The following is a 13,276-nucleotide window of genomic DNA, read 5'->3' as shown; positions in this document are numbered from 1 at the left end:
GCTGGAGGTGTTTTTAAATGAGTGAATTTAATGTCTTAGAAATGGATCAAGGAAATAATGGTCATGGGAAAATTGAAATTGCCCCTGAAGTTATTGAAGTTATTGCAGGCATTGCTGCTTCCGAGGTAGAAGGTGTAGCAGGAATGCGAGGTAATTTTGCCGCAGGTGTTGTCGAACGCCTAGGGAAGAAAAACCATGGCAAAGGTGTAAAAGTTGAACTAACTGAATCAGGAATAAAAGTGGATGTATATTGTTTAATGAAGTTCGGCATATCTATACCAACTGTTGCTGGTGAAATACAAGATAACATTCGTCAGGCGCTGCTAAATATGACGGCCTTAGATGCAGAAGAGGTAAATATTCACGTTGTTGGTATTCAATTTGAAGCTCAAAAGATTGAGCCAGTGATCGAATCAGAGCTATAACAAGTGGAACCAAAGGATTAGTCCTTTGGTTTTTCTTATTTATTCACATTCCTAGCAAATAAAAAATTCACCTTTGTGTGCGATTCTCCTTTAGTTATGCTATTATCTTTTTATGTGTAAACAAGTAACTAATAGTTCTTGTATGAAAAATCGACAAAAATTATTTATATATCTAAAGGAGTTAACGGTATAATGAAGAGAAGAACAGCAAGGGAAAAAGCGCTTCAGGCACTTTTTCAAATTGACGTAAGTAACACGGAACCTTCGGATGCAATTGAACATGTTTTGGAAGGGGAAGCGGGTGACGAGTATCTTTCGAAATTGGTTTTAGGGGTAATCGAACAAAAAAACGAAATTGATGAATTAATCATGCAGTACCTTGAAAAATGGTCTCTTGATCGATTGGCAACGGTAGATCGAAATGTATTACGGATGGCTACATATGAATTGAAATATTTCCGAAATGAAGTTCCTGAAAATGTCATTTTAGATGAGGCTATAGAGATTGCTAAAATATATGGAGATGACCAGTCAAGTAAGTTTATTAACGGAGTTCTTTCAAAGGTGAAACAAAAGCTTCTTACTGACTAATTAATTAGGGCTTCTTGGAATAGGGGGAGATGTGAAAATGACTGCACAAATTATTAATGGACAAGAAATCGCTGCAAAAAAAAGAGTAGAAATAGCTAAAAAGGTTGATGACCTTAAAAGTCAGGGTGTTACTCCAGGTCTTGCCGTTATTCTCGTTGGAAATAACCATGCGTCGCAGACCTATGTAAAAAGTAAAGAAAAAGCATGTAATGAACTTGGTATGTACTCTTTATTAATAAAAATGGAAGAGGAAATTACCGAAAGGGAATTATTGGTTAAAATTGAAGAATTGAATGCTGATCCCAAAATTCATGGAATTTTAGTTCAATTACCGCTTCCAAAGCAGATAGATGAAAGAAAGGTTATTGAAGCCATCTCCCCTTTAAAGGATGTGGATGGTTTCCATCCAATTAATATTGGCAGGATGATGACTGGCCAGAATGCTTTCTTGCCTTGTACCCCCTACGGAATTATGGTGTTACTTGAGGAAACGGGTATTTCCATCCCTGGTAAGCATGTTGTTGTTGTTGGAAGAAGCAATATTGTCGGAAAGCCCGTTGGACAATTGTTCCTTAATCAACATGCAACAGTAACGTATTGTCACTCTAGAACCAAAGATTTAGAATTCCATACAAAACAGGCAGACATCCTTATTTCCGCTGTCGGGATTCCAAACTTTATTAACGCGGAACATGTGAAGGATGGGGCAGTTGTCATTGATGTTGGAATGAACAGAAATGAAGCAGGCAAACTTTGTGGGGATGTTTCTTTTGAAGATGTATCTGAAAAAGCAGGGTATATTACTCCAGTTCCAAAAGGAGTCGGCCCGATGACCATTACGATGTTAATGTACAATACACTAAAATCCGCTGCTGAAAGTTTTGCTCGTATATAAATTGCTTATTGTGGATGTCCCTAATAGGGCATCCACTGTATTCGTTGAATGGTTGAAAAGAGGAATTAGTTATGCAGGAGCAAAGATATCTATCAGTAAATGCCCTAACCAAATACATAAAAAGAAAATTTGATGCCGATCCACATTTACGCGATATTCATGTAAGAGGAGAAATTTCAAATTTCAAACAGCATTCGAGTGGACATATGTATTTTACCTTAAAGGATGAAAAAGCCCGAATTCTTGCCGTGATGTTTGCCAGTCAATCGCGCTTTATGAAATTTTCTCCAGAAAACGGTATGAAGGTGATTGTAAAAGGGGATATCACTGTTTACGAGCCCAGCGGTCAATATCAAATTTACATAAAAGAAATGCAGCCTGACGGAATTGGCGAATTATTCTTAGCTTATGAACAATTAAAGCAAAAGCTTGAAGCGGAAGGTTTATTTGCGCAGGAAGCAAAACAGGCCATCCCAATGTATCCAAGGACTGTTGGTGTTATAACCTCACCAACTGGTGCAGCAATTAGGGATGTGATCACAACCATCAAAAGACGATATCCCATCGCTACTGTTCTTGTGTTTCCAGCTCTAGTTCAAGGCGATAACGCAGCCCCCTCCATTGTTAAAGCAATTGAAAAGGCAAATAATATGAAGGAAATTGATGTTTTGATTGTCGGTCGCGGTGGAGGATCCATTGAGGAACTGTGGGCTTTTAATGAGGAACTGACGGCCCGCGCCATTTTTGCCTCGAAGATCCCTATTATCTCAGCAGTTGGACATGAAACCGATTTTACGATTGCTGATTTTGTAGCGGATTTACGTGCTCCAACCCCAACAGGGGCTGCTGAACTTGCGGTCCCGCATTTGGATGAGTTAATGGATAGGATTCTGCAGCGGCAAACCCGCCTACTCCGTGCGATGAACGGAAAGTTTCAGTTTGAAAAGGAACGCTTACATCGAGTTCAAAAGTCTTATGCCTTTCGCTATCCTCACCGGCTATATGAACAAAAGCTTGAACAGCTAGATAAACTAACAGAAATGCTCGTTCGCGGAACCTCTCGTTTATCGATAGTGAAAAAAGATCAGCATGAGGTCCTCCATAAACGGTTACAGCGAAACCATCCAGACCAAGCACTAAGCAAGGCAAAAATTAATTTTGATCGTACACAAAAAGACATGAAACGTTCTATGCTTCAGATACTTTCAAAAAAACAAACTGACTTCGATCGAATCCTTTCGACCTTACAGGCATTGAGTCCTCTAAAAATAATGGAGCGCGGTTTTAGTTTAGCGTACTCCGAAGATAACCGTCTGGTGAAAAGTGTGAAACAGGTTAAAGAAAATGAGCAAGTCCAGATTCAATTAACGGATGGCAGCCTTTTCTGTAAGGTGGAGAAAATAAAGGAGAGAGAAAATAGTGACCAATGAAAGCACCATAACGTTTGAAGAAGCAATGGTAAAGTTGGAACAAATCGTAGAAAAGCTTGAAGAAGGTGACGTTCCATTAGAAAAGGCGATACTTTTTTATAAAGATGGAATGGAACTATCAAAACTTTGTCACGATAAATTAAAAAGTGTGGAAGAACAACTGACGCAAATCATTACGGAGGATGGTCGGACGGAGAGTTTTTCTATTGAGGAGGAATAAAACGTGGAAACCGGGTTACTGGACGCATTTGCACAAGAATATAAACATCTGTTAGATTCGGAGCTCCGTGCACTAGTTGAAAAGCTGGATGCTCCTTCTATTATTAAGGAATCCATGATTTATTCCCTTGAAGCAGGTGGAAAGAGAATCCGCCCTTTATTGCTATTTGCAACCTTAGACGCATTTGGAATTGATCCCAAAAAGGGACTGCCTGTTGCGGCTGCAATAGAAATGATCCATACCTACTCTTTAATCCATGATGACCTGCCAAGTATGGATAATGACGATTTAAGAAGAGGAAAGCCAACCAATCACAAGGTTTTTGGAGATGCCATTGCTATATTAGCCGGAGATGCCTTATTAACCTATAGTTTTGAAGTAATCGGGTTGCTTCCAGATGAGTTTGCTTCAGCTGATAAGAAAATAAAATTAGTAGTTGAAATGGCAAAAGCTGCAGGAACTGAGGGAATGGTGGGCGGACAAGTTGCCGATATGGAGGGAGAAGGAAAGAATCTCACCCTTAAGGAACTTGAGTATATACATATTCATAAAACGGGTAAGCTGCTTAGATTTAGTGTGATTGCAGGAGCAATTCTGGCGGGTGCTAGTCAAGTCCAATTAGACCATCTATCAGGGTTTGCCCATCATCTTGGACTTGCATTTCAAATACAGGATGATATTCTAGATTTGATCGGTAATCCACAATTAATTGGAAAGCCTGTTGGGAGCGATACGATAAACCACAAAAGTACCTATCCACAATTGTTAACTATGGATGGGGCAAGGGCTGCTTTACATAATCAAATCAACCTGTCAGAAGAATATCTTAAAAAGACAGGTATAATGACGAATTTGCTAAGAGAAATAACGGAATTAGTTGCTTCAAGAGATCATTAATGATGGCTGTTTGAGGTAATGAATGTAGTATGATATAATCGTTTTCAATGTAGAGAACGTTGTGAATGCCGTTATCACAAATTGTGTTAGCGGCTATTTTTTCAAAATGTATGAAAGTGAGTGGTCCAAAATGGATTTATTATCAATAAAGGACCCATCCTTCTTAAAGAGGATGTCGAATAAAGAATTGGAAGTGTTGAGTCAAGAAATTCGCCAATTCTTAGTTGAGAAACTGTCAGTGACAGGCGGCCATATTGGCCCTAATTTGGGTGTTGTTGAATTAACCATTGCATTACATAAATGTTTTGATAGTCCAAAGGATAAAATTATTTGGGATGTAGGCCATCAATCCTATGTTCATAAAATATTAACAGGCAGGGCTCGTGAATTTGATTCCTTAAGACAATTTAAGGGGCTTTGCGGTTTTCCGAAGCGGATTGAAAGCGAGCATGATGTTTGGGAAACAGGACACAGCTCTACATCCCTTTCAGCTGCGATGGGGATGGCAATTGCCAGGGATTTAAAAAGGGAAAAATCCTTCGTTGTACCAGTGATTGGGGATGGTGCCTTAACTGGTGGAATGGCATTAGAGGCCTTAAATCACATTGGTCATGAGAAAAAAGATATGATCGTTATATTGAACGATAATGAAATGTCCATTGCTCCTAATGTTGGGGCTGTTCATAATATCCTTGGCCAATTGCGCACGGCCGGGAAATATCAATGGGTAAAAGATGAACTTGAAGTATTATTGAAAAAAGTGCCTGCTGTTGGCGGTAAGCTTGCGGCAACTGCAGAACGGATCAAGGATAGCTTAAAGTACTTAGTCGTTTCAGGGATGTTTTTTGAAGAATTAGGTTTTACATATTTAGGACCGATTGATGGTCATAATTATGATGCGTTATTTGAGAACCTTAGTTATGCTAAAAAGACGGAGGGCCCCGTTCTCCTCCATGTGATTACCAAAAAGGGTAAAGGGTATCAACCGGCAGAAAGTGATAAAACAGGTACGTGGCACGGAACAGGCCCCTATAAGATCGATACCGGTGATTTTGTTAAACCTGCTAAAAAACAGCCGCCAGCATGGAGCAGTTTAGTAAGTGAAACAGTCCGAAAGCTGGCAAGAAGCGACGAACGAATTGTAGCGATTACTCCGGCAATGCCAGTGGGTTCAAAGCTTGAAGGCTTTGCAAGTGAGTTCCCTGATCGAATGTATGATGTTGGGATTGCCGAACAGCATGCTGCAACCGTTGCGGCAGGTTTAGCTACCCAAAAGATGAAGCCTTTTTTAGCCATTTACTCTACGTTTTTACAACGAGCCTATGACCAGGTTGTCCATGATATCTGCAGGCAAAATTTAAATGTTTTTATTGGAATTGACCGTGCTGGTCTAGTTGGGGCTGATGGGGAAACACACCAGGGTGTTTTTGATATTGCCTTTTTAAGGCACATACCAAATATCGTCTTAATGATGCCAAAAGACGAAAATGAAGGGCAACATATGGTTTATACTGCATTGAATTATGATGATGGTCCAATCGCACTTAGATTTCCGAGAGGTAACGGGCTTGGTGTCGCATTGGACGAGGAATTAAGCGCTATTCCCATTGGCACATGGGAGGTATTAAAGGACGGCGATGATGCAGCTATTTTAACCTTTGGAACCACCATTCCAATGGCTATGGAAGCAGCAGTGGCTCTTGAAAAGAAAGGGATTTCAGTAAGGGTTGTAAATGCCCGCTTTATCAAGCCGCTTGATGGAAAAATGTTGACTAGCCTGCTTGAAAAAGACATCCCGCTTCTCACCATTGAAGAAGCCGTTTTACAAGGCGGATTTGGAAGTGCAGTACTAGAATTTGCTCATGACCATAGTTTTTATCAGGCAAAAATTGACCGAATCGGAATCCCAGACCAATTTGTTGAACATGGGGATGTCGGCTCCTTACTTGAAGAGATTGGCTTAACGACGGATGCAGTCATCCAAAGGATTTCCATTCTGGCAAGGAAAAAACAGCAAAGGGCTTAAATAATGAAAAATAAAGAAAGAGTAGATGTGTTACTCGTGGAGCGAGGTTTAATTGAAACGCGAGAAAAAGCTAAACGGGCCATTATGGCAGGGTTAGTTTATACAAATGAAGAGAGATTAGATAAACCAGGTGAAAAAGTTAAAATCGATATTCCGTTAACTATAAAAGGAAAAATGCTACCGTATGTAAGCCGCGGGGGATTAAAGCTCGAAAAGGCGATAAAAGTGTTTGATGTGAACGTTCAAAATAAAATACTATTAGATATTGGTGCTTCAACTGGTGGGTTCACCGATTGTGCCCTTCAAAATGGGGCGAAAATGTCCTATGCCCTTGATGTAGGTTACAATCAGCTAGCTTGGAAGCTGAGGCAGGACGAACGTGTCGTAGTGATGGAGAGGACTAATTTTCGCTACGTCACACCAGCTGACTTAAACGGGGAAATGCCGAACTTTGCGTCGATTGACGTATCATTTATATCCTTAACATTAATATTACCCGTGTTAAAAACACTTCTTATACCAGGAAGTGATATTATCGCCCTTATTAAGCCGCAATTTGAAGCCGGACGAGACCAAGTAGGTAAAAAAGGGATTGTTCGGGATGAAAAGGTCCATTTACAAGTAATAGAGAAAATCATCCATTTTTCTGTCGAGCAGGGATTTACCGTAACAAACTTATCGTATTCACCTATAACCGGCGGTGATGGAAATATTGAATATTTGCTTCACCTTAAATGGAGAGGCGATGAATCAGCTGGACAAATACAGTTACCAGTCAGCCCCTCCGAAATTGTAAATGAATCACATAAAGAATTTCATTCGAAATTAAACTAGAAAGGATGGGCCATGCCTATCCTTTTATTGCATATACATGTATTTTTATAAAGAATAAATGTACAAGTTTGGAAAAATGGGCTAACATATGGGTAGATACGACATTATAGTACAAAATACTCTAATGTTTTCTATGACTATGGGGTGAAAAGATGAATAAAGGTCAACGCCATATAAAAATCAGGGAGATCATTGCCAGGAATGATATTGAAACACAGGATGATTTAGTGGATGAACTGAAGAATGCAGGATACAATGTAACGCAGGCAACCGTGTCACGAGATATTAAAGAATTACATCTTGTAAAGGTTCCATTGATTGATGGCCGGTATAAGTATAGCTTGCCTGCAGACCAAAGATTTAATCCATTGCAGAAATTAAAGCGTTCATTAATTGATGCATTTGTTAGGATAGATTCGGCCGGACACCTACTGGTCCTGAAATGTCTGCCTGGTAATGCAATGGCTATCGGTGCATTAATCGACAATCTTGACTGGGAAGAAATATTAGGAACAATTTGCGGTGATGATACGATGTTAATCATATGCCGCACACCGGAAGATACCGAGGTCATCACAAACCGGTTCCTTGATATGCTTTAATTGGGGGAGAGTTTCTTGTTAGCAGAACTATCAATAAAAAATTTCGCCATTATCCAAGCTCTTGAGATTAGTTTTGAAAAAGGATTAACCGTTTTAACCGGTGAAACAGGTGCCGGAAAGTCCATTATTATTGATGCTATTCATTTATTAGTTGGTGGAAGAGGTTCAGCAGAATTTGTTCGCCATGGAGAAGACAAAGCTGAAATAGAAGGTTTATTCCAATTGGATACCCCGAACCATCCTATTCTATTGAAAGCATTAGAATTCGGGATAGATATTGAAGAAGGAATGGTGGTTTTACGACGAGATATTTCCCGGACAGGAAAAAGTGTGTGTCGTATTAACGGAAAATTAGTGACGATAGCAACCCTTCGGGAAATGGGCGGAACTCTTGTCGATATCCATGGTCAGCATGAACACCAAGAATTGATGGATGAGACAAGACATTTAACATTGCTGGATCAATTTGGTTCTGAGGAAATCCAAGCTTCACTGGGAGAATACACTGATGTATTTCGCCGATACGAGCATACATTACATAAGCTTAAAACTTTAAGCGAAAATGATCAGCAAACAGCCCATCGCCTTGATTTAATTCAATTTCAATTAGACGAAATTCAAAAGGCTAAATTAAAGCCAAATGAAGACGAGGAGCTTTCCGAAGAAAAAAGAAAACTTGGTAATTTCGAACGGGTATTTGAATCCATTCAATCAGGCTATAATGGCCTAAATGGTGAACAGAAGGGCCTTGATTGGGTTGGAATGACTATGGGGTACTTGGAGGATGCAGCCTCCCTTGACACGGCCTATAAAGAAATATTTGAATCTGTTTCGAATAGTTTCTATCAATTGGAGGACGCAGCACGATCATTAAGAAATGAATTGGATGCTCTGGAGTATGATCCAGGAAGGTTAAATGAAATTGAAGACCGCTTAAATGAAATTAACCAGTTAAAACGAAAATATGGGAAAACCATCAATGAAATAATGGAATATGGTGCAAAAGTTGAGGAAGAAATTGAAACACTTATGAATAAAGAAACACATATAGAAGAACTGAAAAAAGAATTAGCATCCATTATGAAGGACTTAGTCCTAGAGGCAAAACAATTATCCGAACTCCGCCAAAAATGGGCTAATAAGCTGACAAAATTAATTCATACTGAATTAAAAGAATTATACATGGAAAAAACGGTTTTTGAAATTCGTTTTGAAACAGATCTTCAGCATTTTTCTAAAAACGGCGTGGACCATGTTGAATTTTATATTTCGACGAATCCGGGAGAACCATTAAAGCCATTATCAAAAGTGGCTTCTGGAGGAGAGTTATCACGGATCATGTTGGCGTTGAAAAGTATTTTTTCGAAACATCAAGGTGTTACTTCGATTATCTTCGATGAAGTGGATACAGGTGTGAGCGGAAGGGTTGCTCAATCCATCGCAGAAAAAATTTATAAAGTTTCTTCAGGCTCACAGGTTTTGTGTATTTCCCATTTGCCACAGGTCGCTGCAATGGCAGATACACATCTGTTTATTGCTAAGATGATAAAGGGTGGAAGAACGAAAACCTCGGTTACACCACTAAGTATTGATGAAAAGATTAGAGAGATCGGCCGGATGATATCTGGTGCAGAAATCACCGACTTAACAAAAAAACATGCTGAGGAATTGTTACAATTAGCAGTAAAGACGAAGGTAAATTGAAAAGCTTCCCAATTTGGGTAGCTTTTTTATGTTTATACCAGTTATAAATGATTGTCAAGGAGGCAAAATTAAAGATGTAGCCATTTTTGAAGTGTGTAGTGAAAAGAAGCGAGGAGAGTGAAGAATTTGAAGTTAGAAATAATTAGAAAGATTATTGGTGGAATTCTCCTTGTTTCATTAATTAGCCTTATATTTTTTCAGCCGTTACAGCAATACCTGGCAATCCCTAAGACGATTACTATGTTTGAAGGACAAGATTATACCTTCCAGAAGGCTGCTCCGGTATCTGCAGCTCTAAAAAATAATTCTCACAAATCGAATATTACACTTAATCAGGAAAATCATTCAATATCCGTGAACGCAAATGAAAAAGGCAAAAATGAAGTGCTACTAGAATATGCAGGCATTCCGATTAAAAAGGTCGATGTACATGTCTTAAACGATTTTCGAGTACTGCCCGGTGGTCAATCAATTGGTGTGAAATTAAATACTGTAGGCGTATTAGTAGTTGGACACCATTTGATTAATACAGAGGATGGCAAAAAATCACCCGGTGAACTTGCAGGAATAAAAATTGGAGACATGATTACCGAAATCAATGGTAGCAAAATTGAAAAAATGACAGATGTTGCTCCGTTCGTACAAACGGCAGGACAAGATGGTAAAGCTCTTGATATGGTTATCAGTCGGGAAAGCGGCAAAATTACGACTAAACTCACCCCGTTAAAAGATAAAGGGGAAAACACCTATAAACTTGGATTATATATTAGAGATTCAGCAGCTGGAATTGGAACCATGACTTTTGTACATCCACAGTCTAAAAAATATGGTGCCCTTGGACATGTTATTTCAGACATGGATACAAAACAGCCAATTGTGGTGGAAGATGGTCAAATTGTCCGTTCCACTGTAACGTCTATTGAAAAGGGTAGTAACGGTGATCCAGGAGAAAAACTTGCCCGTTTTTCTTCAGATCGTGAAATTGTTGGTAATATTAAAAAGAACAGTCCATTTGGTATTTTTGGTGAATTAAACAAAGAATTAAAAAATGGGGTGCTAGATAAACCACTCCCAATAGCACTATCCCATCAGGTTAAAGAGGGACCGGCAAAAATTTTAACAGTAGTGAATGATGACCGAGTGGAAGAATTTTCGATTGAAATTGTCAGCACAATTCCGCAAAAGTTTCCGGCTACAAAGGGCATGGTGATTAAAGTGACCGATCCAAAGCTCCTTGAAAAAACAGGAGGTATCGTTCAAGGCATGAGTGGAAGTCCGATCATTCAAGATGGAAAGCTGATCGGAGCAGTTACACATGTGTTTGTAAATGATCCTACATCTGGATACGGTGTGCATATTGAATGGATGCTAAATGAAGCTGGAATTAATATATACGAAACACCAAAAAATAAAGCGAGCTAAACATTGTTTAAGCAAAATAGGTATATTTCCCTATTTTGCTTCTCTTTTTATATAGAAATTATTCGACAAAACCATGTTATTAAATGGTAATAATGCGAAATTAGTCGAAAAGAGAAGGAAAACAAAGAAAAGATAAGATTTTATCACTATTTTAAGAAATATTAAAAAAATGAAAGGATTTTTAGTTGCATTGTCGAATTTCTTATTTAGAATAGAATTTAGAGATGATAAATGAATAATGCGGTATGATGAAAATAGAGATTTGATTTGAATGAGGAGGAACTGGAATTGAAGAAAATAAAGGTTTGTGTCGTGGATGATAATAGAGAGCTGGTTGGACTATTAGAGGACTATATTTCGTCCCAAGAAGATATGGAAGTTGTCGGCATCGCCCATAACGGTCAAGAGTGCTTAGAAATGTTAGCTTCAACAGACCCTGATGTCTTAGTATTAGATATTATTATGCCGCACCTTGACGGTTTGGCAGTGCTTGAGCGCTTGCGTGAGTTGAAAAAAGGAACATTACCGAATGTTATTATGTTAACAGCTTTTGGTCAAGAGGATGTAACCAAAAAAGCCGTTGAACTTGGTGCTTCCTATTTTATTTTAAAACCATTTGATATGGAGAATTTAGGAAGCCATATTCGGCAGGTTAGTGGAAACGCCAGCACCTTTATTCGTAGGGGCCCCGCTACAAGCTACCGTTCCCAATCAGAACAAAAACCAAAAAATTTAGATGCAAGTATTACAAGTATTATTCACGAGATCGGAGTTCCAGCACATATTAAAGGTTATTTATATTTGCGTGAAGCGATTTCGATGGTGTACAACGATATTGAGCTTTTAGGTTCCATAACGAAAGTATTGTACCCTGATATCGCCAAAAAATATAACACGACAGCGAGCCGCGTTGAGCGTGCTATCCGCCATGCAATCGAAGTGGCTTGGAGCCGTGGTAATATTGATTCGATCTCAAGCCTTTTTGGATATACGGTAAGTATGTCAAAAGCAAAGCCAACCAATTCTGAGTTTATTGCCATGGTGGCTGATAAACTTCGTCTTGAGCATAAGGCTTCTTAACAAAATAAAACATAAAAAAGCCTTCATTTCAGTAAAGTGAATGAAGGCTTTTTCTTGTATGAATGAAATTTCTAGGTTGGGAAATGTCCAGCTCCAGAGCCCTAGCGGCTAGTGTCCTTCGCTCTCCGCCCTACGATAAGTCAAGCACGAATGCGCCTCCGGCTCTTCGTGTTTCCTTTATCTCAGTTGGAGCGCTCCAGGCCATACGCCGCTGAACAGGGCACTTACGCTTTTCTTAGTTCCATTAGTTTTTGGATGAGAATATGCTGCGGCATATGCATAAGCTGTTCTATCGGTACATTTAATTTCTGAGAAAGTTTTATTGCTGTTTCCGGTGATAACTGTAAAGGTTTCATTTGTAATGCCTCCATAATAAAGTTGGGAAGTGAAAAAATGACACAGATTTTTGCTCATCGCGGTTATTCTGCTTCTAATGCAGAAAATACTATGGCAGCCTTTTGGGAAGCAGAAAAGGCAGGTGCAGATGGTATAGAGCTTGATGTTCAATTGACAAAGGATGGCGAAATTGTTGTAATCCATGATGAAAAAGTTGACCGAACAACAAGCGGAAATGGCTTTGTCAAAGATTTTTTATATAAAGAAATTAGAAAACTTAATGCCAATAAAAAGGGAGTCAAAAAAGAACCCATTCCCTCTTTAACAGAAGTTTTGGAATGGATGAAAACAAATAAGCTCATTTGTAATATAGAGCTAAAAAATGGGCTGATTCCCTATGAAGGCATGGAAGATAAGGTCATCGAGTTAATCCGTAAATACAGTCTAACGGACAGGGTTATTCTTTCTTCTTTTAATCACTATAGTATCGTCTATAGTTATCGGATAGCACCGGAAATTGAAACAGCCCCGCTTTTTATTGAGGGGATCTATATGCCTTGGATTTATTCACAGTCCATAAGAGCAAAAGGGATTCATCCAAAACATTCAGCGATGTCTGATAACATCATCATTCATACGATGGAAAATGGAATTGCCGTACGTCCTTATACCGTTAATAAAGAAGCTGACATGAACCGGCTCTTTAATATTAATTGTACAGCCATTATTACTGATGACCCTGCAAAGGCACTTCGAATAAGGAAACAGTATGAAAAGAGACCATAACGGCCTCTTTTTTGTTTAGCTCCATCTC

Annotated in this window: 14 protein-coding genes; 13 read left to right on the top strand and 1 reads right to left on the bottom strand. The window is 39.0% G+C overall.

The features are described 5' to 3' along the window. The first annotated feature begins 17 nt into the window (after positions 1 to 17). The 12 genes from G6554_RS02105 to spo0A all read left to right on the top strand — a co-directional run bounded on the left by G6554_RS02105 (position 18) and on the right by spo0A (position 12,126). Positions 18 to 425 (top strand): Asp23/Gls24 family envelope stress response protein, encoded by a 408-nt coding sequence (locus G6554_RS02105; protein WP_166238282.1) that lies wholly within the window; start codon positions 18 to 20, stop codon positions 423 to 425. A gap of 192 nt (positions 426 to 617) precedes the next feature. Continuing rightward, positions 618 to 1,016 (top strand): transcription antitermination factor NusB, encoded by a 399-nt coding sequence (gene nusB, locus G6554_RS02100; RefSeq protein ID WP_166238279.1) that lies wholly within the window; start codon positions 618 to 620, stop codon positions 1,014 to 1,016. Between the two features lie 37 nt (positions 1,017 to 1,053). Next, entirely contained in the window at positions 1,054 to 1,911 is an 858-nt protein-coding gene (folD, locus tag G6554_RS02095; protein WP_166238277.1) for a bifunctional methylenetetrahydrofolate dehydrogenase/methenyltetrahydrofolate cyclohydrolase FolD, read from the top strand. 71 nt (positions 1,912 to 1,982) lie between these two features. Next, the gene (xseA, locus tag G6554_RS02090) at positions 1,983 to 3,341 is read left to right on the top strand and encodes an exodeoxyribonuclease VII large subunit (protein WP_166238275.1); all 1,359 of its coding nucleotides are present in this window, start codon (positions 1,983 to 1,985) and stop codon (positions 3,339 to 3,341) included. Beyond that, a complete protein-coding gene (locus G6554_RS02085; RefSeq protein WP_166238273.1) occupies positions 3,331 to 3,561 on the top strand; it encodes an exodeoxyribonuclease VII small subunit in 231 nt (76 codons plus the stop codon). Before xseA ends, G6554_RS02085 begins: the two co-directional genes overlap by 11 nt. A gap of 3 nt (positions 3,562 to 3,564) precedes the next feature. Beyond that, positions 3,565 to 4,458 carry a farnesyl diphosphate synthase gene (locus tag G6554_RS02080; RefSeq protein WP_166238271.1) on the top strand — a complete coding sequence of 298 codons (894 nt, stop codon included), beginning with the start codon at positions 3,565 to 3,567 and terminating at the stop codon, positions 4,456 to 4,458. A gap of 130 nt (positions 4,459 to 4,588) precedes the next feature. Continuing rightward, the gene (gene dxs, locus G6554_RS02075) at positions 4,589 to 6,484 is read left to right on the top strand and encodes a 1-deoxy-D-xylulose-5-phosphate synthase (RefSeq protein WP_166238269.1); all 1,896 of its coding nucleotides are present in this window, start codon (positions 4,589 to 4,591) and stop codon (positions 6,482 to 6,484) included. Positions 6,485 to 6,487: 3 nt separating this feature from the next. After that, positions 6,488 to 7,318, top strand: coding sequence for a TlyA family RNA methyltransferase (locus G6554_RS02070; RefSeq protein WP_166238267.1), 831 nt, complete (start codon positions 6,488 to 6,490; stop codon positions 7,316 to 7,318). A gap of 152 nt (positions 7,319 to 7,470) precedes the next feature. Next, positions 7,471 to 7,920, top strand: coding sequence for a transcriptional regulator AhrC/ArgR (gene ahrC, locus G6554_RS02065; protein ID WP_166238265.1), 450 nt, complete (start codon positions 7,471 to 7,473; stop codon positions 7,918 to 7,920). Between the two features lie 15 nt (positions 7,921 to 7,935). After that, positions 7,936 to 9,624, top strand: coding sequence for a DNA repair protein RecN (gene recN, locus G6554_RS02060; RefSeq protein WP_166238263.1), 1,689 nt, complete (start codon positions 7,936 to 7,938; stop codon positions 9,622 to 9,624). Between the two features lie 126 nt (positions 9,625 to 9,750). Beyond that, entirely contained in the window at positions 9,751 to 11,046 is a 1,296-nt protein-coding gene (gene spoIVB, locus G6554_RS02055) for a SpoIVB peptidase (RefSeq protein ID WP_166238261.1), read from the top strand. A 288-nt stretch (positions 11,047 to 11,334) separates the two neighbouring features. Beyond that, positions 11,335 to 12,126 carry a sporulation transcription factor Spo0A gene (gene spo0A, locus G6554_RS02050; protein WP_166238259.1) on the top strand — a complete coding sequence of 264 codons (792 nt, stop codon included), beginning with the start codon at positions 11,335 to 11,337 and terminating at the stop codon, positions 12,124 to 12,126. A 224-nt stretch (positions 12,127 to 12,350) separates the two neighbouring features. On the opposite strand, the gene G6554_RS02045 is transcribed toward spo0A, so the two are convergent. Next, positions 12,351 to 12,482 (bottom strand): YycC family protein, encoded by a 132-nt coding sequence (locus tag G6554_RS02045; protein ID WP_166238257.1) that lies wholly within the window; start codon positions 12,480 to 12,482, stop codon positions 12,351 to 12,353. Positions 12,483 to 12,519: 37 nt separating this feature from the next. Here G6554_RS02045 and G6554_RS02040 point away from each other — a divergent pair, with 37 nt between their 5' ends. Continuing rightward, positions 12,520 to 13,248 carry a glycerophosphodiester phosphodiesterase gene (locus G6554_RS02040; RefSeq protein ID WP_166238255.1) on the top strand — a complete coding sequence of 243 codons (729 nt, stop codon included), beginning with the start codon at positions 12,520 to 12,522 and terminating at the stop codon, positions 13,246 to 13,248. Positions 13,249 to 13,276 lie beyond the last annotated feature (28 nt).

It is taken from the genome of Bacillus sp. MM2020_4 (assembly GCF_011250555.1).
Taxonomy (GTDB): Bacteria; Bacillota; Bacilli; order Bacillales; family Cytobacillaceae; genus Neobacillus.
The sequence above is the reverse complement of the archived record's forward strand: the minus strand, read 5'-3'. Positions and strand labels throughout refer to the sequence as shown.

Excerpts from the sequence above, each read along its gene's own strand:
- nusB (WP_166238279.1), top strand. The coding sequence starts at position 618 with ATGAAGAGAAGAACAGCAAGGGAAAAAGCGCTTCAGGCACTTTTTCAA.
- G6554_RS02040 (WP_166238255.1), top strand. The coding sequence starts at position 12,520 with ATGACACAGATTTTTGCTCATCGCGGTTATTCTGCTTCTAATGCAGAA.
- ahrC (WP_166238265.1), top strand. The coding sequence starts at position 7,471 with ATGAATAAAGGTCAACGCCATATAAAAATCAGGGAGATCATTGCCAGG.
- G6554_RS02045 (WP_166238257.1), bottom strand. The coding sequence starts at position 12,482 with ATGAAACCTTTACAGTTATCACCGGAAACAGCAATAAAACTTTCTCAG.
- dxs (WP_166238269.1), top strand. The coding sequence starts at position 4,589 with ATGGATTTATTATCAATAAAGGACCCATCCTTCTTAAAGAGGATGTCG.
- G6554_RS02070 (WP_166238267.1), top strand. The coding sequence starts at position 6,488 with ATGAAAAATAAAGAAAGAGTAGATGTGTTACTCGTGGAGCGAGGTTTA.
- folD (WP_166238277.1), top strand. The coding sequence starts at position 1,054 with ATGACTGCACAAATTATTAATGGACAAGAAATCGCTGCAAAAAAAAGA.
- G6554_RS02105 (WP_166238282.1), top strand. The coding sequence starts at position 18 with ATGAGTGAATTTAATGTCTTAGAAATGGATCAAGGAAATAATGGTCAT.
- xseA (WP_166238275.1), top strand. The coding sequence starts at position 1,983 with ATGCAGGAGCAAAGATATCTATCAGTAAATGCCCTAACCAAATACATA.